General features: G+C 62.2%; 22 protein-coding genes and 1 pseudogene. 16 read left to right on the top strand and 7 right to left on the bottom strand.

The genetic code is table 11. From position 1 onward, the window contains the following. Window positions 1-270: 270 nt before the first annotated feature. Window positions 271-1,248 (bottom strand): hypothetical protein, encoded by a 978-nt coding sequence (locus ACZK3W_RS11150; protein WP_146027644.1) that lies wholly within the window; start codon window positions 1,246-1,248, stop codon window positions 271-273. A gap of 329 nt (window positions 1,249-1,577) precedes the next feature. Here ACZK3W_RS11150 and ACZK3W_RS11145 point away from each other — a divergent pair, with 329 nt between their 5' ends. The 9 genes and pseudogenes from ACZK3W_RS11145 (at window position 1,578) to ACZK3W_RS11105 (ending at window position 11,367) form a co-directional block, all read left to right on the top strand. Further along, window positions 1,578-1,817 carry a hypothetical protein gene (locus ACZK3W_RS11145; protein ID WP_049399270.1) on the top strand — a complete coding sequence of 80 codons (240 nt, stop codon included), beginning with the start codon at window positions 1,578-1,580 and terminating at the stop codon, window positions 1,815-1,817. A gap of 532 nt (window positions 1,818-2,349) precedes the next feature. Continuing rightward, the gene (locus ACZK3W_RS11140) at window positions 2,350-3,093 is read left to right on the top strand and encodes a hypothetical protein (RefSeq protein WP_017354507.1); all 744 of its coding nucleotides are present in this window, start codon (window positions 2,350-2,352) and stop codon (window positions 3,091-3,093) included. Continuing rightward, window positions 3,090-4,940: a hypothetical protein gene (locus tag ACZK3W_RS11135; protein WP_049399271.1), complete on the top strand. Its 1,851-nt coding sequence runs from the start codon at window positions 3,090-3,092 to the stop codon at window positions 4,938-4,940. The genes ACZK3W_RS11140 and ACZK3W_RS11135 overlap by 4 nt, the downstream gene beginning before the upstream one ends. Then, window positions 4,940-5,944, top strand: coding sequence for an ATP-binding protein (locus tag ACZK3W_RS11130; protein ID WP_478450821.1), 1,005 nt, complete (start codon window positions 4,940-4,942; stop codon window positions 5,942-5,944). The genes ACZK3W_RS11135 and ACZK3W_RS11130 overlap by 1 nt, the downstream gene beginning before the upstream one ends. A gap of 1,717 nt (window positions 5,945-7,661) precedes the next feature. Next, a pseudogene (locus ACZK3W_RS11125) lies at window positions 7,662-7,870 on the top strand (integrase); the annotation flags it as partial. Between the two features lie 215 nt (window positions 7,871-8,085). Beyond that, entirely contained in the window at window positions 8,086-9,051 is a 966-nt protein-coding gene (locus ACZK3W_RS11120; protein WP_026070609.1) for a CBASS oligonucleotide cyclase, read from the top strand. Between the two features lie 7 nt (window positions 9,052-9,058). After that, the gene (locus ACZK3W_RS11115; protein WP_026070608.1) at window positions 9,059-9,574 is read left to right on the top strand and encodes an HORMA-1 domain-containing protein; all 516 of its coding nucleotides are present in this window, start codon (window positions 9,059-9,061) and stop codon (window positions 9,572-9,574) included. After that, window positions 9,574-10,506 (top strand): AAA family ATPase, encoded by a 933-nt coding sequence (locus ACZK3W_RS11110; protein ID WP_017355006.1) that lies wholly within the window; start codon window positions 9,574-9,576, stop codon window positions 10,504-10,506. Before ACZK3W_RS11115 ends, ACZK3W_RS11110 begins: the two co-directional genes overlap by 1 nt. 135 nt (window positions 10,507-10,641) lie before the next feature. Next, window positions 10,642-11,367: a DUF6602 domain-containing protein gene (locus ACZK3W_RS11105; RefSeq protein ID WP_026070607.1), complete on the top strand. Its 726-nt coding sequence runs from the start codon at window positions 10,642-10,644 to the stop codon at window positions 11,365-11,367. A gap of 685 nt (window positions 11,368-12,052) precedes the next feature. Here the strand turns inward: ACZK3W_RS11105 and ACZK3W_RS11100 are convergent. Then, window positions 12,053-12,514, bottom strand: a complete 462-nt coding sequence (locus ACZK3W_RS11100) for a DUF6265 family protein (protein ID WP_125895913.1) — start codon at window positions 12,512-12,514, stop codon at window positions 12,053-12,055. A gap of 90 nt (window positions 12,515-12,604) precedes the next feature. Here ACZK3W_RS11100 and ACZK3W_RS11095 point away from each other — a divergent pair, with 90 nt between their 5' ends. Beyond that, window positions 12,605-13,453: a helix-turn-helix domain-containing protein gene (locus tag ACZK3W_RS11095; protein WP_346484551.1), complete on the top strand. Its 849-nt coding sequence runs from the start codon at window positions 12,605-12,607 to the stop codon at window positions 13,451-13,453. A gap of 40 nt (window positions 13,454-13,493) precedes the next feature. Here the strand turns inward: ACZK3W_RS11095 and ACZK3W_RS11090 are convergent, their stop codons facing one another. The 3 genes from ACZK3W_RS11090 to ACZK3W_RS11080 all read right to left on the bottom strand — a co-directional run bounded on the left by ACZK3W_RS11090 (window position 13,494) and on the right by ACZK3W_RS11080 (window position 15,940). Beyond that, entirely contained in the window at window positions 13,494-14,366 is an 873-nt protein-coding gene (locus ACZK3W_RS11090; RefSeq protein WP_317216585.1) for a pirin family protein, read from the bottom strand. Between the two features lie 165 nt (window positions 14,367-14,531). Continuing rightward, window positions 14,532-15,425 carry a LysR family transcriptional regulator gene (locus tag ACZK3W_RS11085; RefSeq protein WP_253143126.1) on the bottom strand — a complete coding sequence of 298 codons (894 nt, stop codon included), beginning with the start codon at window positions 15,423-15,425 and terminating at the stop codon, window positions 14,532-14,534. 89 nt (window positions 15,426-15,514) lie between these two features. Then, window positions 15,515-15,940, bottom strand: a complete 426-nt coding sequence (locus ACZK3W_RS11080) for a DoxX family protein (protein WP_125894057.1) — start codon at window positions 15,938-15,940, stop codon at window positions 15,515-15,517. A gap of 302 nt (window positions 15,941-16,242) precedes the next feature. On the opposite strand from ACZK3W_RS11080, the gene ACZK3W_RS11075 reads away from it, so the two are divergent. Next, window positions 16,243-16,851 carry an FMN-dependent NADH-azoreductase gene (locus ACZK3W_RS11075; protein WP_125894055.1) on the top strand — a complete coding sequence of 203 codons (609 nt, stop codon included), beginning with the start codon at window positions 16,243-16,245 and terminating at the stop codon, window positions 16,849-16,851. Between the two features lie 89 nt (window positions 16,852-16,940). Here the strand turns inward: ACZK3W_RS11075 and ACZK3W_RS11070 are convergent, their stop codons facing one another. Then, a complete protein-coding gene (locus tag ACZK3W_RS11070) occupies window positions 16,941-17,420 on the bottom strand; it encodes an N-acetyltransferase family protein (protein ID WP_478445812.1) in 480 nt (159 codons plus the stop codon). Window positions 17,421-17,553: 133 nt separating this feature from the next. Here ACZK3W_RS11070 and ACZK3W_RS11065 point away from each other — a divergent pair, with 133 nt between their 5' ends. Together ACZK3W_RS11065 and ACZK3W_RS11060 are read left to right on the top strand one after the other, a co-directional pair. Then, on the top strand, window positions 17,554-19,749 hold the full coding sequence (locus ACZK3W_RS11065) for an AsmA family protein (protein ID WP_478445811.1): 2,196 nt from the start codon (window positions 17,554-17,556) through the stop codon (window positions 19,747-19,749). A gap of 56 nt (window positions 19,750-19,805) precedes the next feature. Beyond that, window positions 19,806-20,306 carry a TspO/MBR family protein gene (locus ACZK3W_RS11060; protein WP_478450820.1) on the top strand — a complete coding sequence of 167 codons (501 nt, stop codon included), beginning with the start codon at window positions 19,806-19,808 and terminating at the stop codon, window positions 20,304-20,306. A gap of 16 nt (window positions 20,307-20,322) precedes the next feature. Here ACZK3W_RS11060 and ACZK3W_RS11055 read toward each other — a convergent pair whose 3' ends face one another. Then, window positions 20,323-20,616: a hypothetical protein gene (locus ACZK3W_RS11055; RefSeq protein WP_478450818.1), complete on the bottom strand. Its 294-nt coding sequence runs from the start codon at window positions 20,614-20,616 to the stop codon at window positions 20,323-20,325. Window positions 20,617-20,867: 251 nt separating this feature from the next. Here ACZK3W_RS11055 and ACZK3W_RS11050 point away from each other — a divergent pair, with 251 nt between their 5' ends. The 3 genes from ACZK3W_RS11050 to ACZK3W_RS11040 are packed head-to-tail and all read left to right on the top strand — an operon-like array spanning window position 20,868 to window position 25,961. Continuing rightward, entirely contained in the window at window positions 20,868-23,105 is a 2,238-nt protein-coding gene (locus ACZK3W_RS11050; protein ID WP_478450817.1) for an ATP-binding protein, read from the top strand. After that, a complete protein-coding gene (locus tag ACZK3W_RS11045) occupies window positions 23,102-23,569 on the top strand; it encodes a response regulator (RefSeq protein ID WP_125894043.1) in 468 nt (155 codons plus the stop codon). The genes ACZK3W_RS11050 and ACZK3W_RS11045 overlap by 4 nt, the downstream gene beginning before the upstream one ends. Continuing rightward, window positions 23,562-25,961 (top strand): response regulator, encoded by a 2,400-nt coding sequence (locus ACZK3W_RS11040; RefSeq protein ID WP_478450816.1) that lies wholly within the window; start codon window positions 23,562-23,564, stop codon window positions 25,959-25,961. Before ACZK3W_RS11045 ends, ACZK3W_RS11040 begins: the two co-directional genes overlap by 8 nt.

Genomic DNA, 25,961 nt, shown 5'->3' with positions numbered 1-25,961 from the left:
CGCACCATCCGAGCTAGAAGGGAAAGCATTCATAAGCCCTGTCGGCGCGCTTGACTGACGATTCCTTCGCAATAAGAGGTTCAGCGCTTCAAGGAAATCCCTTTGGGGCGACCTCTTCGTACTGACCATAGCTTAAAAGGCTCGGCATGCATTGCAGAACCAGCATGCGCATCTCCCCGCAAGAACAGTGACCTCCACCGCGCGGCTAGCGTTGATACCTCTCCCTTGTTGACGCCACTTCAAGGTAACGAAAGATCCTGGAGGCGCATCTCACGGCTCATCAACCATGGGATGCGGATGCTCAACGTCAACCAGCATGTCGACAGAACGCATGAACTTCAGAAGCACTGCGCCCAGAGGCTTGATGCGGGTGTAAGGCGAGCTTCCGATGCTAGAAGTGGGCAGGACTTCCGCCACGCATGCCGCTACCGGACTGATTGGCGCAAACTGCTTGAGAGTTGCAACCTCGCCGTGACAAACATCCTCCGGCACGTCCAGCAGCCCAAGAAACAGGTCGTCAATTGCATCTTGAGTCGGCAAAGATCCGCCGAGCTCAGTCCCAGCCAGCTGCGCGAATGCTCCTTGCCTTGTCAGATCATTCACGAAAGCAAGATAGTGCGAGTGAAACCGGGCGAAGAATGTATCCACCCCACCTGTGCGAGGAGTCACCGGAAGCATGCACGGATAGTCATCTGCGAAGAATACCCCCTTCGCCGAATTGCTACTAAACGCGCTGGAATCCGTATTGCCAAGTGGAAACCCAACATCCTTTGGCAACAGCGATCCCCTACGAAGCCTGACCACCCGCTGCTCCATCAACAGCTGGATTGCCGTGCATGCGTCGGGGCGCAATCCCCAAACAGCACAAAAACGAATAATTGCCCAGCGTAGTGCATCCCGGACATCTACTGCAGTCTCGAGCCTACCGCTGTCTATAGCTAACAGATAGTTACACGCACACAGGCCTATCGCGTCCAAGGAGCCACCTTCGGCCACGTTGAACATGGACTCCAAGGCATCTACCCGACTTGGCGCATAGCTGCTGAGGCCAGGGAGATTGTGATGAGAAGCCACCAGGCGTTCGGTGATGGACGGCATCAGTAGCCCAAGACGCTCCATTAGTGATCGACGTACGCCCCGCAATTGCTCCGCAGTGGGAGCCTCTGTGCTGCAGATCATCCAGATCGGATGCTCGAAGGCCTCCTTTGCAGCCGCGAACGCTGGATCCCCATGCACCGAGTCAATCAAGTATCCACCAGGACCGCGTAGCTTCCCTGGATGATGCCCCTTGCTGAAGAACCGGTAGAAGGATCGGGGACGACCGTTGGCCGCTTGCGCGTGTATATCGAGCCCAACTCTAGGCAAGAGCAACTGATCAAGATCATCCCAGGTCAGTCGATCGCCATGCAGCCTTCGCACAACGCAGGCCCACACGCTATTGCGGACGACCAGCGCCACGTCTGTTGGAATCTTGCCACGAGGCATACTTATGGATCTTCTGAAGCGGGACTAAAGAATCCCCTAGAACTGGCTGCAATTGTGCATGATGGGGTCCAACGGTAGCTAGGAGTTGCGTCATGCCTATCCAGAATCCAGAAGCAGCAGTCTCCACCGAACTCAGTCGCGAGCTGCTAGAGCGGCATGGGGAGCTCATGGGCGGCAGCGACCTCCAGCGGAACCTTGGCTTTCCAAACGGCCGCACCTTCGGCCGAGCCGTCCAGCGTGAACTTTTGCCGGTTCGCACCTTTCCGCTGCCAGGTCGGCGGGGGTTGTTCGCCAAAACGCGAGATGTCGCTGAGTGGCTGAACTCGCTGTAATTCCTGAGCACGCGAGCTGAGGCCGAAGCCAAAAGGCCCGCACCACTTCTGATCTGCTGAAACTCACCTAGGCGCACAGTGCGCCCCTGAACGGCTTGACGCCAAAACTCCAGCTTCAAAGGAGGCATTTAGCCCCCCAGTTCATCAAATCTCCGACCCCGGAAATGAAATCGCCCCCGCAGCAACGGGGGCGATAGCCTCTCGCCGGAGCGAGAGGGGGTGAAGCTCTACGATAACGTATGTAGGCTCCCGCAATTCCGACTTCGTGTCAAGCGGCAAAGCTGCTTGAGCGGGCATCTGCGCGCTCCGACTGCCATCGTATGGCAATCGGCACGGCACCCCATGCCCGAAATCCCCAATGACCCTGCTGGCCATTGCCGCCAGTACCGAGCCTCATTCTCCGAGGCCAACCGGGAAGTCGATCGATGAAGATCCAACACTCAGCTGACCATGCATTGAGTCATCCCTCAATCGCGATTGCGCAGCGCCACTCCTCGACCATGCGAACTGCAGTCATCCACAAGGAGGCAGCATGAGCAACCACGCGACCAATCCCGTGAGCCCGTTCCAAGGCGTAGCGTCTGCACGCGCCTCCGACCCGCTCCACAATGGGAAGGATCGACCGCTGGCCCCCCGTGAACTAACCGCTGGCCAGATCAAGAGGGGGGACATCTTCACCTTCTTTAGCCCGAAAGAGAACCGGACGGTTACCGTACACGGCCCCCTGCAACTCGCGCTTCGACTGCAATTGGAGTTTGATCCATCAGTGGCGGCCGTGACCGAGAGGCCTCGGTCCATCCCGGTAGGACTTGACAGCATGGAACTCCATTTCTGGTTTCAGAGGCGCGGAGGCCAGGAGATCTATGCAAACGTCATTCCGAATTCGCAGACAGTACCCGGCGTGGATGGCAAGCGTCGTCCTCGCGAGCTGGACCGGCTTCGTTCAGCAGCCAAGGATGCAGGCATCTCTTTGTGGCTAATCACGGAGGACGAACTCAAGGCGCCCGGCGGCAGGAATGAGCTCTGCTACCAACTGCTCGGGTTCTGCCAGTCAGCCAAGGATCTGGGGAGCAGCCTGGCGTTGCGACAGGAAATCGCCGCGACCATCGAGCGAAGCGGCAGCATCAGTGCAGATGAACTCATCCATGAGCTCAGGCACCACCCTCGAACTCACATTCAGGGGGTCGTGGCTGAGTTGCTTCACGTCGGATTTCTGGCGACCGATGCATTTCCTCGAATGACGGGGCGATCAAGGATCTGGAGGGCCGACCCATGAGTTCCAAGTTCAATGCCGTCGACCTCGAGTCGATCCGGGCAACTCCAAGGCCAAATGGGATCGTACTTCCAGCTGATCAACAGTCGGAATTTCAAGCCCGCCTGTCAGCACTCACCAGCGTCCTTGATGGGGCAACCTTGGTCGACGCAGCCCTTCGATGGGGCGTGCCGCGAAATACCCTCTCTCGAATGATCCGGACCGCACTGCTCTTCGACGAGAGCGGTCATCGAGTCGGATACCGAGCCTGCATTCCCTATGCGCGATTCAGCGTGTCAGATCGCAACAACTCGGTCGTCCCCGATAGTTCACATCCGTTCGCCATAGATGCTGTCCTGCAAGCGATCCCCGAACTCGGCGATGCAGTCGCAAGATTCAAGGGCGCCTTGCCAACACAGTCCAAAAGGAGCCCCGCGTTCGACAGGCTGCATTCCCAGTTCGTGAAGGTGCTGACTGGGAAGGGCTTTCAGGCCATGTATCCGCTCAACATCCGTGACAAGGGAAGACGAGCACTGACCTCCCTCATAAAGCGCATCCGAGGCACAAAGAGCGAAAATGAGATGCTCTTGGCTGCGGATGAGCCTACTTCCACCCGAATCGAGAACCTACTCAGCATTCGGCCATTTGATCGAGTTGAGTACGACGAGCATTCCGTCGACATCGACGCATGGCTGGCCATGCCGATGGCGGACGGCTCATTCCGGCTAGAGAAGATTAGTCGGATCTGGCTACTGGCAGTTGTTGATGTCGGGAGTGGCGCCATCCTTGGTTGGGAAATGGTGCTTGGCCGGAAGTACGAGCAACACGATGTAGTCAGCCTGTTCGCGAAGATCATGAGCCCCTGGCAACCAAGGGATCTGAGCACGTCGAACTTGAGCTACTCGACTAGTGCATGGATGCCGTCGATCTACCTAGTGGATGAGGTAGTGATGAGAAGCGCAATGATCGCAATGGACAACGACTCATCCCATCACGCCAAGATGACAGTCCGAAATCTCATTGATCATCACAAGGGAATCCTGCACTTTGGACGATCCGGGATGGGCGAAGGTCGCCCCTACATCGAGGCTCTATTCAAGAAGATTGAGAATGGCCTGCTGCGCCACATCGCCGGCGGCTTTGCTCCCGCAACGCAAGTGAATGAGCGTCAAGTCACTACAAAGCTTGACGGGAAAGACCACCCCATTCTCCTGGAGGTCTTGAAAGACCTCATTGACACCTATGTTACCTCGCACAATGTGACGAGCCGGTCCACTCGCGAACCCAGGTCGCCCAAGCGAATCATTGATGAGCATCTGGCATCTGGGGAGTGGGTGTGGCATGCACCTGGCACCGAAGATGACGTGAGAAACATGACCGTTAGGCGGATGAAGGTGACCATCAGAGGCTCCAGAAGGAGTGGTGTACCTCCCCTCGTCTATCTCGACCACGCTAGGTACAGGTCACCAACACTGTCTGGACAGTGGCACCTGATTGGGCAGTCATTTGACGCAACCTACGAAGACTGGCGAGACATTCGCAAGCTGACCCTCTGGAGAGGCGGTAAGCGTGTACTCACACTTCACGCTCTCGCCCCATATGCGAGCGTGGCCCACACGCTGTCGATCAGGAAGCGCGCGGCACGCTGGGCGAAGAGCGACGCGTCACGGGAGCCCGGTAACTACTGTTTAGCCGACAACATTGAGGCCTATCACGCAGCCGTCCGATCGGCGGCCGCTGGCGTCAGGGACAGCGCCTCGCTCATGGCAGCTGGCGATGTGCCCAAGCCACCTTCCACGACCAACAGTCAGGGGCAAGGCTCTCCACTGATGGGAATCCGCAGGGCCACGTTCAACACGAGGCTCCGCTGATGAAGGCCCCGGCGAGCCTTGAGAACCACCCAATGCACGCGCGACATCGCCCCAATATCCAGACTCTCCCCTTACTGCGAATGGCATCTGGATTCGCCACGTGCCTGGAGTATGGGCGGCCGAGCCTGAGGATCATTGGCGATGGCCGGTGTGGGAAGTCAACTGCCACGCGAATACTTGAAACCACCACTTCTTGGCGACCATTTCCTATTGGATTCCTCCGGATGGTCGTCGGAAAACCGACTACCCCTAGCGAAGGCAACTTCTTCCGCGAGGTCATCCTTGGACTGGGCATGAGGGCAACAACCGTAGCCAGCCCACAGGATCTCCTCCTCAGGATCATCCGGGCAATTGAGCAGGAAGCCGCTAGAGCATCGGCCGACGTGGTCGTGATTGCGATCGATACGGCTGAGCAGCTCACGCTCAAGGACTACGCCCACCTTGCAAAGCTTCAGAACCACTTCCTCGGATCATCAGTGCAACCGTTCTTTCTCTTCATCCACCAGAGCAACAGCGTGATTGGAGGCGCAGACGATCTTAGTCAGCTGGCGCCGCCACATCTGTATGGCCGATTCTTTGTCGACAGCCATCCTTTTACCGGGCTTCTCTGGGACATCCCGACGGAGGACGCTGACGTGCAGGACGCATGTGATGTCGCCTTGGCATTTCGCCAGCTTGACCAAGTTATGAGGTGGCTGGACGAGGGAGGAAAGACCTACACCGAAGCATTCGCACCCTATGCTTACAGCGTTGGCTGGCGCCTTGAGAAGGAGACCGAAGCGATACGCGAACGAATTGAGAACCTTGCCAATCAAGGCAACTATCCCGTTCCCAAGGATTGGCTCATGGCCTCCTTCAACCAGTTTGTCTACCACCTACTCACCAAGATCGCTGCTGGGCGCAACGATTTCGAAGGGCTTACTACCCAGCACATTGATGAAGCTCTCCTGCGCAGCGCATACGCCGGCTTCGAAAGCTCAAGAAATAGGGCCGTAGGCAAATGAGGAGCGGCGCTCAGCTGGTCGGCGGCAACCTCCGACTTGTTCCATACCAATCGGCTTTTGGCTGCGTCGCGAGGCTATCGCGACTGAACCAGGCCAGGCGGGTCACGGAGTACTCACAACTCCTCGGAATCAAGCCAAACAGAAACATCAACCTGCTCTTGAGCCTGACGACCTCGCAAGTACAACAAGAGGCACTCTCTACAACCCTTGGGATCGAGACTCCGCCCGAGTGGGACTTGGCGGCGTGGTATCCGTTCATGACGGACGACCCGAGACTGCCCTCCCATCTCAGGTTGAGGTACTGCCTTCCTTGCATCAGACTCGGGTATCACACCACACTGCATCAGCTGCCCTGGATTTCCACGTGTCCCTGGCATGGCGTTCGCCTGCGCCAGAGTTGCCCACGATGCAATGGATTTCCGGTGACAGTCGCTGGCACGCCCACGAAGTTGCTCACCTGTGCGTGCGGCTTTGACCTTATGAATGAGTCGGCTTCCGCCTTGCAGAGACACCCCCACCCCAATGCCACGGCGTATCTACAGGCCTACCTCAACTGGTGTGCGGAGCAAAGGCGTACAAGTCGGCTGATCGTAACTCCAGGGGTACACGTTGATCCCAGCAGGATTTCCAGCCTTGTGGACCTTCCTCCTGGCCTGGCGCTACGCCAGGCCAGGAGGGTCTGCAACGCTAAAAGGTACAGGCTCACGACACACCCAGATCAACAATCACCACCAGCAGGCGCAGATACAGCACTACGTGCAAACCATACGGGCTCTGAGGACGACTCAGGCCCAATCCTCCGTTACATTGACCAGAATGCAGCCAGAGGTTCCCGACGAGGTCGATCAGATCAGGCCTTTAGCCCTCAAGGCGAGCGAGTCGCCGGAGCTCGGGATCAACCGGCTCCGGATGGATGGAGCAGCTACGCCGCGACCAGGCCAGGCGGGCGCTATCGAGTGATTCACCCCAACTATTTGAACTTCGTAGATGAGCTCCTGGGCAAATTCAGCCATTCCAGCCCGCAGCGGGTGAGCAACTCGGGATTGGGACTACGAGTGAGACTAGCGGTGCTCGCCCAGGGCTACGCGGACGGCATCCTCCTCTCGGAGCATGAGGGCAACTTGAGCGCGCTTCCGGAGCGTTATAGATCGCCCAGTCCCATTGCGCTTTTGGATACGAGCCATCCACACGAATTGCGCGTGGCGTTCGGATAACGCAACCCTAAGCAAAGGCATCGATCGCCCCACCCTAAACTTCTGACGCACAACTCAGCTGCCGAGATAGAGAAGCCGCCTGTTTGCACCTGGAAATGGGCGGCACCCATTTATTCGTAGCATTTGCCAACAACAGCAATCGAATCCACGCCAGGGCCAGGCGCCTTCAATCCGTGATGCTGATGCACCAGTCAATGCCAGATGGCGCCATCGGGCAGAGACTCTGGCTGGTCTACCATCAGTAGATAGTCAGGAGCAAGATGACGCTGAGGGTTCGGCGCCGCGCGATAGGCCTGAATGACGTACTGGACCAGCGGGACTTCCACCCCAAACCGAAGACCTTAGGTGCCCCGCATGTACTCCTCGCGCACCATCTGCCGTTGTGCGCCAGTCAGTTGCGGATACTGCCCACCGCTAGGATCACCGATGACGCGCTGTCCTGCCGCGTGCGGGCACCCGGGTTGACTTGGCGATAGGCGCCCCACACCACCGCCGTGGTCATCCAGCACCGCGCCGCACTCGCCGGCCTGGAGGGGACTTCGGCGGACACAACCTGCGCTCGGGCTTCATCACCGAAGGGGCGCACCAAGGCTTGGCGCTGCCCGCCCTGATGGCGAATACCGATCACCGCTCGGTGGCCAGCGCGGCTGGCTACTTCCAGCAGGGCGGCGCCCAGCACAACCCGGCCGCACGGCTGCTCGACGCGGATTGAGCCCGTCCCAGGCGCGCCGCGTCCCGGCACCCACCCACGCCCTTGAAACTGTGAAAGCCATCCCAATGTTGATCGGGAGCTATCAGCTTTCCGGCCCGTGATCGGGGAAGAGTCGCAGTTCCTGCGACAACGAGCCGGCAAGTTGGCAGCGGGGAAGTCGCAGTACCACCTCACCTATCCGCCGGTCGGCACGCGCCCGGCTTGGAGATCGATGCATGGGAACGCAGCACGTAGGCCATAGGGAGCTTGTCAATTTTGCCGACGATCGGGTCAATCTGCCACGCGATAAAGCCAATGAGCTACGCGCGCAGGCGCGTGGACTGAGAGAGCGTCTGGAGACCTACCTAGGGCAGCACCCGGATTTCACCCTTCGAAAGATGATCCTTTCGGGAAGTCTGGCAAAAGGCACCGCATTGCGGTCGCTCAACGACATTGACGTGGCCTGTTACATCAGTGGGGCAGACGCCCCCAAGGACATTGGGAGGCTGCTGGAGTACTTGGCAGAGCGGCTTCGAAAGGCTTATCCAAATTTCAAGCCCGAACAAGTCAAGCCCCAGACTTACTCCGTAACAGTCTCGTTCCAAGGTTCTGGGCTGGATGTGGACGTGGTGCCGATCCTCTATGACGGCGATCCTGACTGGTATGGCAACCTAGTCAGTCAGGATGATGGCTCGTTCTTGAGAACCAGCATTCCCCGGCACCTAGAGTTTGCCAAGCGGCGTAAACAATTGCAGCCTTCGGATTTTGTGCAGGTGGTGCGCTTGGTCAAGTTCTGGGCAAGGCGCATGAAGACGGAAGTTCCCGGCTTTCGTTTCAAGTCCTTCATGATCGAGATGATCCTGGCAAAGCTGTGCGATGAGGGGCGTGATTTCTCCAACTACCCCGAAGCGCTCCAGCACTTCTTCACCTACGTGGCGCAGAGCGGCCTTCGCGAACAAATCGCATTCCAGGATTACTACCCTACCGCCATTATCGCCGCCTTCTCCGAGCCTATGCAGATCATTGATCCGGTGAACGAGAAGAACAACGTGGCCAAATTGTACGGTCACGCGCAGGTCGATGCCATTGTCGAGGCGGCATTGGATGCCGGCGACGCGATTGATGCGGCACTGGCTGCACCGACCAAGCAGGAGACCGTGCGCTACTGGCAAAAGGTCTTCGGCTCTTCCTTCCAAGCGTGAGGGCCCTATGACTGGCAGCTACACACAATCAAGCACCAGCACCTTTACGATCACTCATGCCCGCCACATGGCAGCGAAATTGGCCGCCGACCTCAAGCGTATGCAGCGCTTCTATGGGGCGCCCAGCGATGACAGAATCGCCGCTTATGAGACCGAAGTGGTTGAATTGTTGAAGGCCGGCTATCTGGACACAGTCACCTACGGTTTCAAGCGGGGTGATAACTGGATCGAGCCCACACTGCGCTACACCGCAAAAGATCTTGCAGGCATGTCCGGAATCGATGACGATCCCGGCAAGCTCCGCCCAGGCGCAGATGTATCCGGGGCGAGCTTCTACAACTACCTGACGTATTCCTCTGCCTGGTTCACGCTGTCGGCTCCTCAGCGGGAGTCATTTGAAAAGTCGCTTCCATTTCAGCGTACCGGGGCAGCCGAGCCTGGTATCAGCGGAAGCCTGGTGTCTGACCGCAGCTACTCTGCGGGTGGCAAGGCACTCGACCGCCTCAGTGTCAGGAGCTACTAATGCACTCAAAGCCAACCCTTGACGAGTTGTTTGATCAACGTCGCATCTATCCGGACATCGACGCCCGCACCCGATTGGATCGGCTGATTGGCGTGGACGATCAGAAGGCTCGCTTGTCGAAGATTCTCGGCCTGCTAGTCCACCCAGCTGGCCTGGAATTGTGGGCCAAGCGCCATCACCCAGGTGCCGCAACGCTGCTTGATTCCGTACTGCGCCGACCTCCTTTGGTCATTCTTTCCGGTGACGTCGGCTCTGGCAAAACCGAATTGGCAGAGACTATCGGTGATGCCGTGGCGCGACAGGAGAAGATTGATATCACCTTGTTCCCGCTCAGCCTGGCCACCCGAGGCAAGGGACAGGTTGGCGAGATGACCCAGCTACTCACCACAGCGTTCGACTACGCGCTGGCAGAAGCGACCAAATTGCAAGGTCGCGGAAAAAGCACCGGAGGGGTCATCTTGCTGGTGGATGAGGCCGATGCGCTGACCCAGTCTCGGGAATCGGCGCAGATGCACCATGAGGATCGAGCAGGGGTCAATGCCTTCATCAGGGGTATCGATCGTCTGGCGCAGACGAAGGTGCCCGCCGCCGTGATCATGTGCACCAATCGCCTCAACGCGCTGGATCCGGCCGTACGCCGTCGCGCCGCTGACATTTTGACCTTCAACCGTCCTGATTCAGCTCAGCGACGCTACGTCCTGGAACACCAGTTGCGACCGCTGGGTCTATCCTCCGTGCAGATCGAAGGGCTGGTAGAGGCCACTGGAGCGAAGGATGGACAAGAGGTCGGCTTCACCTACTCTGACATCACACAGCGGTTGATCCCCTCGATCGTACTAGATGCTTATCCAGACCGATCGATTGAGAGCAAACGCGCGCTTGAGATTGCTCGCCCAATGCAGCCAACGCCGGCGTTTCAGGATCATGGCTGAGATGCCTTCCCAGCACGCGCCGGGGCGCCGCTGACACTGTTTCGTGTGGCACAGCTGGCTGCCCCACCCCAGTCGCTGCTATTTCACATTGTTGACCAGGCAAGCGCCTGCTGCTGAGTGTATGGAGGTCCCAAGATGTCCCAATGGTCACTTTCACAGCTGCTTTCTTCATTGCATGAGGATGTTCAGCTGCGCCTTGCCACTGTCCGGAAGACGTTCAATCACCCAGGGTCCAAGGGGGATGCCAGTGAGAACGTGTGGATCAGCTTGCTGGATACCTACCTACCAAAGCGCTATCAAGCTGCGAAGGCACACGTGGTGGATAGTCAAGGAAATTTCAGCCAGCAGATTGATGTGGTGATTTTCGATCGGCAGTATTCACCGTTTATTTTCACCTACGAGGGTGAAATCATTGTTCCTGCCGAGAGCGTCTATGCGGTGTTCGAAGCCAAGCAGACAGCGAATGCAGAGCTGGTGGCGTACGCCCAGCAGAAGGTGGCAAGCGTTCGACAGTTGCAGCGCACTAGCCTGCCAATCCCGCACGCGGGTGGGGTCTATCCGCCAAAGGCCTTGATGCCAATTCTTGGCGGGCTGCTGACCTTTGAAAGTGACTGGAGTCCAGCGCTTGGGCCCTCCCTGGAAAGGGCACTGACCGCCAATCCCGGCGACGGGCGCTTGGACCTTGGCTGCGTTGCTGCGCATGGTCACTTCTTCTTTGACCATTCCAAGGATCGCTATCTCTTTGTGAATGAGAACAAGCCCGCGACGGCGTTCCTCTTCAAACTCATCGCCCAACTTCAGTTCAGTGGGACCGTACCGATGATTGATGTTGAGGCTTACGGCCAGTGGCTGACGAAGTGATGGCTTGGTCATGGCAGCTGTTGGGCGCGACATGAGGCATGCCTGCCCGGGTACTCCGCGCTGTTTAGCGAGGAAGCTTGCCTGAGGGAGACGCCTCTAGGCTTCACGCGCTTCGTGCCCAGCTCGAGGTGCACCGAGTGAGGTCGCTGCCTTCCGGCCCGGAGCACGGATGTTTCAACTTGGGGCGTCGCGCGATTAGCTTGTGCACAATCAGCGTCAGCGGGCCAGCGCGAGGCTGGCTGAATCTCTAGCGATGCCGCGACTATCCCTTCCTCCGAGTCCGAGTCCGAGCCCCACCTCGACCACGTGGCGGGGCCGACCTAAAGGAAGAGGTTCGCAACCTCCAATGGCCACCTCGACTGCTGCGAGAGCGGCTCGGCCACAATCATCGATAGCCTGCCGGACAAGAGCATTCCAGTCCCCACAGCATTGATTACGCTCGTTTGAACTACGCCGCCGGGCACAGCCGCTCCATTGGCTTTGCCTCAAATTAGAAGCCGTGCATTGGCGCCGCACCAAATTCATGCACTAGCGTTGTGCAATGTCCAACTACACAGCATTGGCGCGCGCGCGATTGTGGTGCAACACCGCATCGATCCATTGATTAATCAATGAGATACAGAATCATAGTTTTGCGCGTGCAACACCTCAGATCCCTGACTTCACTCCTGGCCAGCGTTCCCACTCAATCCCCGCAGCGTTGATAGTCAAACGGAATCCGCAGGATCTTCCCGTCATCACCCGGACCGGAGATGCTCGCCTTCAGCGCAGTGCCATCACGCCGGTACTCGATGCGCTTCGGGAAGTCATTCTGCGGATTCTCGAACACCACCCAGTTCGCGCCATGGTCTGCAATGACGAACGTGGTTGGCGCCACGCCATTGGGCTGCACATGCAGGCCAGCCGCTTTGCCCGCCGGCACCAGGCGCATGTACTCGAATGACTCCATATCGCCGTGGCTCAGCGTCCGTGACATCCCAAGTAAGGCCCCGCCGGCCTCGGGCAGCCAGACCTCATCAAGCCTGCGCTCCTCGGTACCGCCGCACCAATGCCCGGCCAGCCAGTCGAACTCGGCCGGTGCGGCCATAGCCGCGCCACTTCCCAACGCCAGGCCAGCGCCCAGCACCGCCACCTTCGACTTCAACATGTCCTGACCTCCTGGTTGGGTTGGCTGCAGGCTAGCGGCACGGACACCGAGGGCGCTTGTAAAAACGCGCAGGATGGCGTCCGATGCCGCATGGACTACTGCGAGCACCCTGCCCCCGACGACCTCCGCCGTCACGTCCAGTGCATCTGGTGGCTGCAGGACGACGCACCCGGGAATGACGTGCAGGTTATCTATCCCGATGGCCGTTGCGAGCTGCTGGCCGAAGTGGGCGTGCCGCTGCAGCTGCATGGCACAGATGGCCGTATCCGTTCCGATCTACCGTTCTGTTTCGCGGCACAGCAGTCAGGGCCAATCCGTTTGCAGGCCGCTGGTGCGGTGTTCTGCATCGGTGTGCGGCTGCAGCCGGCCGCGAGCGCCTTGATCGCCGGTGCCCGCTTGCCCGGCCTTCGTGACCAGGCCCCGGACCTTTACACGCTGGATGCTTCCTTTGCCGAAACGTTCAGTGCCGCCGCACGCGCCAGTGCGGCCACCAACACGCCCGAGCCTCTCTGGCAGGTCCTGCGGGATCGTTGTTCCAGCTTCGTCCTGGACGAACGTGTCGAACAGGCGGTTGCGCAGCTGGATGCGATGCAGGGCGATCTGCGCATTGCCGAACTGACGCGGCGGCTTGGCATGTCCCTGCGCGGCCTGCAATCCCGCTTTCTGGCCGCGGTGGGCATGCCCCCGAAGGAGTACGCTCGTGTGCGCCGTCTGCAGGCGATTCTGCACACCCTGGATGGAGAAGCCACCAGCATTGCCACTGCAGCCGCACGTCACGGCTACAGCGACCAGGCCCATGCCACGCATGATCTTGTCCGCTGGACCGGGGTAACGCCCGGCCGGCTGGTGAATGCCCTGCGTGGCGATCGTGGCAGCGACGATGCACTGCGGCTGGCAGCCGCCTTCGTGCGCGGAAGCAGTAGCGGCCACTCAGGATAGCTGGGCCCCGCCCTCCTGCCCTGCTCCAGAGCCGACTCCATCAGCCAGCGCTTCCCGCCGTCCGGATCTGCTTCCCCAGCTCCCGGATCCGCGCCTCACCCGCCTTCAGCGCCTGCGGGCTGGTATGGACCGAGTAGTAGCCTGTTGCCAGCGGATACGAATGCTGTGCTGCGGTACCGAACACGAACTCGGTGTCCTCGCGGGCGAAGAACGCGACCTCGTGGCCGCCTTCCTCGAAGACCACCAGTTCACCTGCACCGATCGCTTCGGGCACACGCAGCGAGCCCACGCTCACGGCGGCCCAGGCTACGTCATGTCCCGGCGGCGGTTGGAACCGCCACGATTCTCCCGCCCGCAGTTTCACCGAAAAGTAGTTGATCGGTGCCGGGGCATCGATGGGGCTGCGGGCCGTGCCGTACGCTCCCAGCAATACGGTCACCGGGCCTTCGCTGAGGATCTGCTCGGGGCCGATGTAGCGGCTGAAAGGTGCAGCCAGCTCCAATGCAGGTGGCAACGCGAGCCACAACTGGAAACCGCGCAGGCGATCAGAATCACCGAATCCGCCACCGTGCCACGCGCCACTGCCGGCCTGCATCCACTCCATCCAGCCGGCCTCGATACTGCCCTGGCGGCCCTGGTCGTCTTCATAGTCGACGGCCCCTTCCAGCAGCCAGGTGAGCGTGGCGATGCCCGAGTGCGGATGCAGGCCAAGCGCAGGGGCTTCGGCGCGCGAAAGATCGCGCGCGTCGATGAGATCGAGGAAGACGAACGGCTTGAGACGTTCGCCCAGGTCGGAAGGACTCACCAGCCGGGTGATGGGTCCGTGGCTGCGGCCGCGGGTGCGATGCACGATGCGGCGCACGGAGGCGACCGGAGACATCGCGGTGGATTCGGAGGGGTGGACGGCAAGCATGGCGTGGTCTCCTTGGAAGCGGGTTTCGAACGTCGCGACGACGTCGTACGCCCAAGGTAGGCACTGAGCACTCATGGCAGTAGCCCGCCAGTTCGGATTTCATTCCTCCATCGTTGGAGCAATGGCTGCCACGCGAGGAGGCGGCAGCGCCTCCCGCTCAGGTGCTTACCAGTTGCCCAGCATCAGATGGGTCGTGGCGAAGTCGACAAACGCGCTGGCGGCGCGTGGCAACTGCCGCCGGCTCTGGTAGACCACGAACAACTCCAGCCCATCAATACGGTAGTCGGGCAGGACCTGGACCAGCGTCCCTTCCCGCAACGGCTGCGCCACCATCGCCTCGGTCAGCAGCGCGATGCCCATGCCGGCCACGCAGGCCTTGGTCAAGGCCAAGGCCGAGTTGGCGCTGAATCGCCCTCGCACTTCGACGTCGGCGGGGCCATCCGGCCCCATCAAGCGCCACTGCGTGCGCCCTGAGCCCGAGGGCACGGCGATACAGTCGTGCGTGGACAGCTCCTCCAATGAGCTGGGCGCTCCCCGTGCCCCCAGGTAGGCCGGGCTGGCCACCAACACTGCACGGTTGTTGCCCACCCGGCGCGCGATCAGTGTTGGCCCGGTGACTGCACCTGCGCGAATCGCAACATCGATGCCGTCAGCGACCAGGTCGGCGCGCGCGTCATTGAGCACGAACTCCAGGCGGACCCGTGGATGGGCCTGCAGGAATGACTGCACCCACTCCAGCTGGAACCAGTTGAAGAAGTCCACCGGCGCGGCGACGCGCACCTTGCCCACCGGCACTTCGCTTCCCTCGGAAAGCTCCAGGGTGGCGTCCGCCAGCGCCTCGATCTGCTCCACGCTGCGTGCGTACAGGCCCTCACCGGCATCGGTCAGGGTCAACTTGCGGGTGGAACGATGCAGCAGCCGGACACCCAGCTGCTCTTCCAGCTGCTGGATGCGCCGGCTGGCAGTATTGGAGGGCATGCCGATCCGGCGCGCGGCCTCAGCGAAGCTGCCGGCTTTGGCCACCTGTACGAACAGGGCCACATCATTGAGATCGATCACCCGTGGTCTCCATGCAGACGACCTCCGGTACGGAGGTCCCTGCATTGTGTTGCAAATGGTGTCGCGGCGCTCGGCGCAGCGCCCTGCCCTCATCGGGCCTTGCGCGCATCCAGGCTGAACCGGCCTGCGCCGTTGGCGGCCAGCATCAGGAATGCACCGGCAATGGAGACATTCTTGAGGAACATGATCATCTGCGTCTGATCAGCAACGTTGTTGTGGAACAGGAAGGCGGTAGCCAGGGTGAAGCCGGCAAGCAACATGGCGACCAGCCGGGTCTGCCAACCCGCTGCGATCGCTAGCGCTCCGCCGACCTCTGCAAGGATCACCAGCGGCAGCATCAGCGCGGGGACACCGACCGAGGCCATGTACCCCGCCGTGGCCTCGTAGGCGCTCAGCTTGCCGAATCCCGACAGCAGGAACAGTGCGACCAGCAGGAGGCGGCCGAGCAGTTCGACTGCGCCCTGCAGGCGGGTGGAGGACGAGGCACCAAAGGTGGTTGTGGAATAAGTGGACATGTCTGCATTTCCTGGAGGCGTGTTGAAACAAGAGGGACGGTGGCAGCGGCAGGAACGACGACATCATCATTGCCAGTGGGACGCACTCTAGGCGCCCCTTCCACCGCCCACTAGCCGCCCCAGGGGGAATTCACCCGTCCATTCATGGACGAATCCACCCACAGCGGGATTGCCCCCATCCGTGGACGAATGAAATCCGCTGCAATCGGCTAGTGGGGCCCAATGCCCCGAAATAGAGTGCAGCCGTGGCCCATGGCAGTGCGTTCGCCGGGCCCGTCCTACCCTCCACTACGAGAACCGCCATGAAGCTCCTGCACATTGATTCCAGCATCCTGGGCCAGCAGTCGGTCAGCCGCCAGCTCACCGCCCAGCTCATCGAAGCTGCCCGCAAGCAGCATGGCGACGTGAACGTGACCTACCGCGACCTCGCCCTGGCACCGGTCGACCACCTTGCTCCGCCCCACCTTGCCGCTGCCCAGGGCGCCCCCATCGAAGCCGATGCCTTGCAGCAGGACGTGGCGCTCGGTGCCGACGATCTGGATGCCTTCCTGCAGGCCGATGTCGTCGTCATCGGGGCACCGATGTACAACTTCAGCATTCCCAGCCAGCTCAAGGCCTGGATCGACCGCATTGCGATTGTCGACAAGACCTTCCGTTACACCGCACAGGGGCCGGAAGGCCTGGCGGGCGGCAAGCGGGTGCTTATCGCCTCCACCCGCGGCGGCATGTACGCCGGTGATGTGCCGGGTGCGGCCATGGACCATCACGAAACCTACCTGACCAGCCTGTTCGGCTTCCTCGGCGTCACCGACCTGCAGTTCATCCGGGCCGAAGGTCTGGCAATGGGCGACGATGCGCGCGCACAGGCACTGCGGCACGCCCAGCAGGACATCGAGCGCGTCTTCGCCTGATAGCTGTGCCGTCGGCGATACACATCGCCACGGCATTTCAATCCCATTCCGCCCGACGCACCGAAGCCGATGGACAGCGATATCGCTGTCTACAGGAACCGGTGCATCACATATACATCAACCAACCCCAGCGACCGATGCCGGAACGCCGCCGGTAGCGTCCCGACCACGGCAAAGCCCAGCTTCCGGTACAGCTCAACCGCTGGCGCATTGGAACTGACCACGTAGTTGAACTGCATGGCCAGGAAGCCTTCCGATCTGGCTCGATCAAGACTGTGCTCCACCAGCGCCCGGCCAATGCCGCGACCTTGCACCCGGGGATCGACCACATAGGTAGCGCTGGCCACGTGCGCGCCCAGGTCTGGATAGTTGGCACCCATCTTGTACATTCCGGCCACGCGCCCTTCCAGAACGGCCACAAAGGCCGCCTGCACTCCGAACCAATGGCTCCGAAAGGTCCCGGCCTCGAAGGTGCCGGCGAACGGAAGCGCATCTTCCGTCGCAATGGCGGCCTGGAAGATCACCCACATGGTCTCGATGTCGTCCGCGCTGGCGGGCCGGATTTCCATGCGGTTCCTCGCGGAGTGGCGTGATGCACAAGGCGGACACTAGCAGAATCCAGCAAGCGCCCCGCACGCGCTTCACGCGCCACCGCCATCGGTTCCGCAATAGTTGAGTGAATTCCAGCCGTTGGAACAGTACATGCCACCTATTCCCGCGCGCATCCCGCTCCGGCTCCGCCGATGGCGCGTCGCTGGCTACATCCTGCTTGGCGTGTACGTTCTCTACCTGCTGGCCGGCAACATCTTCCTCAACACCCCGCTGTTCGGCCAGGTAACCAACCGCAAGCCGCACAAGTTCGTGATGACGACCGGCCCGGCCATCACGCTGCTGCCGGGCCACGTCATTGCCTGGAACGTGCATATGCGCGGTCACGTCAACCATACCGTCTACGTACTGCACGCCGAGCGTGCCAGCGCCCGCTTGGCAGTCCTGCCCCTGTTCCGCCGCGAAGTGCGGGTTCCGCGATTGCAGGCCACTGGCGTGTCGGCCGAGATCAGTCGCGTCGAGGACGCCATTCCGTCACCGCCGCGTAGCGACCAAGGCTGGACCCTGCGTTTCGACGCCATCCACAGCGACAGCATCCGCAGTGCCCGGCTCGGCAAGCTGCTGATCATCGGCAAGGGCCAGGGTACGGTCGGGTTCCTCAAGCAGCTGCGCGGCGGCCCGTCCGAACTGTTCGATTCCGAAGTCTCGTTCAGCAAGGGAGACACCAGCTATGACGGCGTGCAGCTGCTGGGCGACATGGATCTGACCGCGCGCTTCAGCTATCCGCGCCACTATCGCGACCAGGCGCCCGGCCTGGCCAAGTTGAAGCTGCTGCATGCGCAACTTGAAGTGGATGCGCGCAGCCAGGGCCTGCGCATGGATACGGACGCGCAGACGCCCCGCATCTCCAGTTCGCCGGTTCCCGGTCGCCTGCAACTGGCGGTCCACCTGTTGGACGGCCAGTTGCAACCTGGTGACCACGCGCTCTGGCAGGTTCCGCTCTACCTCGGCGACGGCGCACCCGATCGCGGCGTGCTGGCCCTGCAGCTCAACGTGGCCAACGACCTGCGCCTGCAGGCCCGCCTGCCGCCACGCCCGGATTCGGCCGCTGGCATCGATGCCGACCTGCACATCACCGGGCGCGAGATTCCCTTCCAGCACCCTGCCCAGCTGCTGGAACGCAGCTCCGGCACTGTGCGCGGCGAATGGACCTTCACCTCGCTCAACTGGATCCCTGCCCTGTTCGTACGCAAACCGTGGCTGCAGCTGGATGGCGGCGGCACCCTGAAAGCAGATCTGCGCCTGCGCAATGGCGAACTGATCGAAGGCAGTACCGTGGACATCCCTTCGGCTGCCGCCGTGGCCGAGGTCGCTGGCGTGCGGCTAGCCGGCACGGCCAGTGCGCATGGCGAGCTGAAGGCCGGCAGCCCCACTCAGGCACAGTTGGCGATCCGGCTGCCCCGCTTCACCGCTCGCCCAAGCGATGCGAAGGATGTACGCCTGTTCGACGGTCGCGACCTGGCCGTGGACCTCACCGGCGATGGCCGCCTGCAGGAACTGCGCAAGGGCGTTCGTGCGCGGTTGCGCTTCAGCCAAGCGACCATCCCGGACCTGGCCGCCTACAACCGCTACCTTGGCTCTCAACAGGTGCGCCTGCTGCGTGGCTCCGGCAGCCTCAGCGGCGACGCCACGCTCGACACCGATGGCCGCGTCGGCCATGGCACCGCGCGGCTGCTAGGTCGCAATGCCAGCGCCAAGGTGGCGGGCCTGGACATGGGCGGCGATGTCGACGTGAACGCGACGCTTCGCCGCGGGGACTTCAACCAGCGCCATTTCGATCTGTCCGGCACCACCGTGGAGCTGCGCAATGTGCAGGTGGCCGGCACCGATTCCAGCAGCGCGTGGAAAGGCCGCGCCGTGTTCAAGCGGGGCCGCATCGACGCGCAGTCTCCGTTCCAGGTGGACGCTATCACCGATCTGACCCTGAGCGATGCACGCCCCTTGCTAGCCGTGTTCGCCAAGCGCACCGACTACCCGCGCTGGACGCTGTCCCTGCTCGACTCCGGCCAGGTCGATGCACAGGCCACGCTGCGTTGGCGCCCGGGTCATCTGCTGATCGACGGCTTGCAGGCCGAGAATGATCGCCTGTCGGTACGTGCGCGGCTGGATCTGCTGGAGCAGCGCAAGCGTGGCGATCTCTATCTGCGCTGGGGGCTGCTGGGCGCCGGCATCGAGCTTGATGGCGAGCAGCGCCAGTGGCATCTGGCCAAGGCGCGTGAATGGTTCGATCAGCGCCCTTCGCTGTTGCCGGCTGCCGAAGGTGGAAGCGCCGCGGGTTCTTCAGACTGATCGCCCCGGGCTGCATCCATTTGCTGCTTCCGTTCGTATGAGCGGGTAAACACAGGATGGAGCGGCACGGAGTGAAGCGGCGTTCACAGGCTATGGGACTTCTGGGATGGAGTGTGGTCACTTTTGCGGCGGCGGCGGTCGGCGCATGGGCATCGACATCCGCCGCCAGCTTCTACGCCACTCTCGCCCTTCCCGCCTGGGCACCGCCTGCCAGCGTGTTTGGCCCGGCGTGGAGCCTGCTCTACGCGATGATGGCTGTTGCTGCATGGCTGGTCTGGCGTGAGCGCGGCTGGCGAGGTGCACAACCGGCCCTGGTGCTCTATCTGGTGCAGCTGGCCGTCAATGCCCTCTGGAGCTGGCTGTTCTTCGGCTGGAAGCTGGGCGCGCTGGCCTTCGTTGACATCCTGGTACTGATCACGCTGGTCTGCGCAACGATTGTTGCCTTCGCCCGCCTCCATCGCGGCGCGGCGGTGATGCTGCTGCCATACTTGGCCTGGATATCGTTCGCCTCGGTGCTGAACTTCGCGGTGTGGCGGGCCAATCCCGGGTTGCTGTGAGCCGGGATCAGGACTCTCAGGCCCGTGCGACGCGCTGCGGCTGCCATGCACGCAGCAACGCCGGCTTGAACGCCTGCTGGCCACAACCTGCGGGGCATCGCACCACCCGCGCGGCGGTGTGGCTGACCAGCCCTTGCCCTTCCTCGGCCTTGAACACCGTTTCGCAGCTCATGCACCGCGCAACCAGCGAATACAGGTGGAGCAGGCGTCCGCTGGCCGGGTCCTGCAACGCATCCACATCCAGCAATTCAAACTGGCAGCTGTCGGCAAGCATGCGGTATGGCGTTGAAGGCAAGGTCTGCAGGTTCACGGACGTGGTCACTCAGGAATGTGCGTTCACCCTAGGCAAGTCGGTGTCGAGCGCGCGTGCAGCGCACATGTACCTTTCGCGAAACATGCAAGTGCTGTTGGAATGTCCAGATGAAGAGTTCAGGTTTGAATGAAACGTTCTTCACACGTACGTGCTGGTAGGCGAATGCACGATTTTGCTTCACCATCCATGCATACCGGATGCGACGCTGGGCCATTCCAGCCATCCACGAATCATGAGCCCCGCCTTTGATGCCTTCTGCCGAGTCCACGCACGACACTGCCCAGTCCCGTTGTGCGCGCGAGCCGATTCATACGCCCGGTGCCATCCAACCATATGGCGTGCTTCTGGTCGTGGATCCACAGTCACTGCGGGTGCGTGAGCGTGCCATCAGCCAGCAGGGGTTGCTGCAGCAGTTCGGCGAACCCTTGATGCAGCATGTCAGCGAGGTACTGGGCGGCGTGCTGGCGCCCTTCCAGGCGCTGTTCCAGCAGGCCACGGTGGGCAGCAGCGCCCATGTGGGCGCCGTGCACCTGGATGGCCACGGCCGACATCAGCTGCTGGTGCATCGCTCCGCCACCGATCTGCTGATCGAGCTGGAGGCACCGGTTCCCGGCCAGCCGGGTTCGCTGGAAGAACTGTATCCGTCGATCCGCGAACTGATGACCGGCATCGAATCGGCTACCACCGTGGAAGATCTGTGCCAGCTGGCGGCCGCGCACATGCGCCGGCTGACCGGCTTCGACCGGACCCTGGTCTACCAGTTCGATGCAGGCTGGAACGGCATCGTAGTCGCCGAGGATGGCAACGGCCTGTTGCCGTCCTACCTGGACCTGCGCTTCCCCGAGTCGGACATTCCGGCCCAGGCCCGCGAGCTGTACCGGCGCAACCGGGTGCGACTGATCGCGGACAACAGCTACACCCCTGCCCCGCTGATGCGCAGCGAGGAGCACCGCGACGCGCCGGCCACCGACCTGAGCCTGGCCGTGCTACGCAGCGTTTCGCCCGTGCACCTGCAGTACATGCGCAACATGGGCACCGGCGCGTCGATGTCGGTGTCGCTGGTGCATGAGGGCCAGCTGTGGGGCCTGGTGTCCTGCCACACGGTGCAGCCGCGCCGCCTGCCCTATCACGTGCGCACCGCCTGTGAATTCATGGGCCAGATCCTGTCGCTGCAAATCGCGCTGAAGGAGCGTGCACGCGCCATCGAAGAACGCGTGGCGCGCCGCTCGGTGCTGGTCAAGCTGCTGGCACGCATGGCCGGCGACGAGGATTTCATGGCTGCGCTGCGCCACGATGAAGCCAGCCTGCTGTCGCTGACCGGTGCCGCAGGCGCCGCCATTGTGCACAAGGGCGACTGCATGCGTGTGGGCCAGTGCCCGCCCGCGACCGACGTGCTGGCCCTGGCCGATTGGCTGGCCGCACAGCAGGCCGGGCAGGAAACGTACTGCAGTGACCATCTGGCAGCCGACTGGGCGCCCGGCGCGCGCCTGTCCGACGTGGCGAGCGGCGTACTGGCGGTGTCCATTTCGCAGCTGCACGACAGCTATCTGATGTGGTTCCGCCCGGAAGTGGTGCACACCGTGCGCTGGGGGGGCGACCCACGCAAAGCGGCGGCGCCCGGCGTGGCACTGTCCCCGCGCAGTTCATTCGAAGCATGGAAAGAGACCGTGCAGCAGCGCAGCCTGCCGTGGAATGACGCCGACCGCGATGCCGCGCACGAGATGCGCACGGCCATCGTCGACATCGTGCTGCGCAAGGCCGAGGAAATGGCTGAGCTCAACGAGCAGCTGGTCCGCAGCAACAAGGAACTCGAAGCGTTTTCCTACTCCGTAAGCCATGACCTGCGCGCGCCATTCCGCCATATCGTCGGTTACTCGGAACTGCTGGGCAGCTCGGCCGGCGAACGCCTCAACGATACCGAGCGCCGCTTCCTGGATACGATCGTGGAGTCGGCCAAATCTGCCGGAACGTTGGTGGACGACCTGCTGAGCTTTTCGCAGATGGGCCGCTCTACGCTGGGCCGGGCGCGGCTGGATATGGCCGCGCTGGCCGAGGATGTGCGCCGGAGCCTGGTCCTGGACTACAGCGGCCGCGACGTGCAGTGGACGCTTGCGCCGTTGCCGGAGGTCGAAGCCGACCCGACGATGCTGCGCCTGGTCTGGCAGAACCTGCTGGCCAACGCGATCAAGTTCACCCGCGAGCGCGAGCAGGCGGTCATCGAGGTCGGTCACCAGCGAAACGACGACGAAGACCACTTCTTCGTGCGCGACAACGGCTGTGGCTTCGACATGCGCTACGTGGACAAGCTGTTCGGCGTATTCCAGCGCCTGCACCACGTCGAGGAATTCGAAGGCACCGGCATTGGCCTGGCCAACGTGCGCCGCATCGTCGGCCGCCACGGCGGCAGGACCTGGGCCGAGGGCGAACCTGGCAAGGGCGCCACGATCCACTTCACCCTACCCCGTTCCACAGGAGATCACCCATGAGGGACCTGCGGCCGATCCTCTTGGTAGAGGACAGCCCCAAGGATGCAGAGCTGACGCTGGCGGCGCTGTCGCGTTGCCAGTTGCTGAACGATGTCATCCATGTACGTGACGGCGCCGAAGCGCTGGATTACCTGCGCTGCGAAGGCAAGTTCGCCGGCGCCATGCACGGCGGCCCGGTGGTGGTGCTGCTGGACCTGAAGCTGCCCAAGGTGAACGGCCTGGAAGTGCTGGAACAGGTGCGTGGTGACGCACAGCTGAGCAGCACCCCGGTGGTGATGCTGACCTCTTCGCGCGAAGAACAGGATCTCGTGCGCAGTTACGAACTGGGCGTGAACGCATTCGTGGTCAAGCCAGTGGACTTCAAGGAGTTCTTCGACGCCATCCAAGGGCTGGGCATGTTCTGGGGCATCACCAACCAGCCCCCGCCGCATCGGCCCAACGGCTCGGGGCAGCACAATGCGTGATGGATCGCGCCGCAGCGAGCGCCTGCGCATCCTCATGCTGGAGGACAGCGCGCTTGATGCGGAGCTGATCAGCGCACAGCTGCAGCGTGCCGGCCTCGATTTCGAGGCCGAGCGCCTGTGGACCCGCAATGCCTTCATCGAGGCAATTGAGAATCGCGCCTTCGATGTGATCCTGGCCGATCATGTGCTGCCCGGATTCGACGGCGACGCTGCACTGGCGCTGGCGCGCGAGCGGATTCCGCAGACGCCCTTCATCTTCGTCTCCGGCACGCTTACCGAGGAGTTGGCCGTGCAGGCGCTGACCCGCGGCGCGCGCGACTACGTGGTCAAGCAGCGCCTGCAGCGCCTGCCGGATGCGATCCGTCGTGCGCGGCAGGAGGCCCATGAACGCACCCAGCTTGTGCAGGCGCAGGCCGCACTGAACGACAGCCAGGCGCAGTTGCAGCAGGTAACCAATGCCGTCCCTGCGCTGATCGCCCAGCTCGACACGGCGCATCGCTACCGCTTCGCGAACAAGGCGTTCCTGGACTGGCACGGCGTCAGCCTGGCCGAACTGCTGGGTCGCGCGGCACGGGATGTCAGCGGCATTTCCGCCTTCGAGCACGCCCTGCCCAGCCTGGAGCGGGTACTGCAGGGCGAGCGCACCAGCTTCCAGGTCGAACTGGTCCACCGCAGCGGCGAATCACGATTCGTGCAGATGGACTGCGTACCGGAACATGCGGCCGATGGCAGCGTGGTCGGCTACATCTGCATGGGCAGCGATGTTTCACTGTTGAAGCAGGCCGAACTGGCGCTGCGCGAGGACAACCAGGTTCTCGAGCGACAGGTGCAGGCACGCACCGCCGAGTTGCGGGCCAGCAAGCGGCGCCTGCAGGCGATCTTCGAATCCAGCTTCCAGCATCAGGTGCTGCTGGATCTGTCCGGACGCGTGGTTGATGCCAATGACGCGTCACTGGCCGCGGTGCTTGCGGACAAGAAGGACACTGTTGGCGCGCGCTTCGGCGAATCGCTCTGGTTTGCCACAACCGATGGCATCAGTGCGCTGATCGACCAGGCCGTCGCCGCAGCCGTACAGGGCCGCAGTTCGCTGCATGCACTGGAACTGGAACTCCCGACCGGGCGGCGCAGCTTCGACTTCTCGTTCCGCCCGCTGCTGGATACCGAAGGCGTGGTCACCGCCGTGGTCTCCGAGGCGGTGGAAACCACCGCGCGGCTACAAGCAGAACACGCGCTGCGCCAGTCACAGAAGATCGAGGCGGTCGGCCAGCTCACCGGCGGCATCGCCCATGATTTCAACAACATCCTGACGGTCATCTCCGGCAACGTCGAGCACGCCATGCTGCTCAACGAACGCGCCGGAGAACCCGGGGCAATGGTCAGCCGTGCACTGGACAATGCACTGAAAGGCGTCGGCCGTGCCGCCAGCCTGACCCAGCGCCTGCTGGCGTTTGCCCGTCGCCAGCCGCTGCACAGCCAGGCCGCCAACCTCAACGAACGCCTGCTGGACATGCACGACATGCTGCAGCGTGCACTGGGTGAGCTGGTGCAGCTGGAGATCCGCAACGCCGAGGACATCTGGTGCGTGGAGATCGACATCAGCCAGCTGGAGGCCTCCGTACTGAACCTGGCGGTCAATGCCCGCGATGCGATGCCGCATGGCGGCCGGCTGGTGATCGAAGTCGACAACAGCCACCTCGACCACGACTACGCCGCCCTGTTTCCCGATGCAACGCCAGGCGAGTACGTGATGTTGCGGGTGCGCGACAATGGCTACGGCATGGACGCAGCGACCCTGGCGCGCGTGTTCGAGCCGTTCTTCACCACCAAGCAGGTTGGCCGCGGCACCGGGCTTGGCCTGTCCATGGTGCATGGCTTCGTCAAGCAGTCCGGTGGCCACGTGCTGATCGACTCGGTGGAAGGCGGCGGTACCAGCATCACCATGATGTTCCCGCGCTCTCCGCTGTCCCTGCCCTGCGAAGCACGCACCCCACAGACCGGCCTGGCGGGTTACTCACCGCGCGAGGAAACCATTCTGGTGGCCGAGGACAATGACGATGTCCGCGCCCACACGGTGGATGCGCTGCGGCTGCTCGGCTACCGCGTGCTGGAAGCCCACGACGGACCCTCCGCACTGCGGCTGCTGGAACGCCCCGACACCAGGGTGGATCTGCTGTTCTCGGACGTGGTGATGCCCGGCATGTCGGGCTGGGAACTGGTGCACGAAGTACGTGAACGCTGGCCGGAAGTCGCCGTCCTGTTCACGTCGGGCTATCCACGCGACCACGACCAGGTGGGCAGCCAGGGACGCGCCGTTTCATTGCTGCCAAAGCCGTTTACCCGCAGTGATCTTGCAGCGGCGGTGCGCACCGCGCTGGAGGCGACGCCGCACTGA

It is taken from the genome of Stenotrophomonas sp. 80084_Sma, from assembly GCF_056481995.1.
Note: the sequence above shows the minus strand (reverse complement) of the source record. Positions and strands in the feature narration are given on the sequence as shown.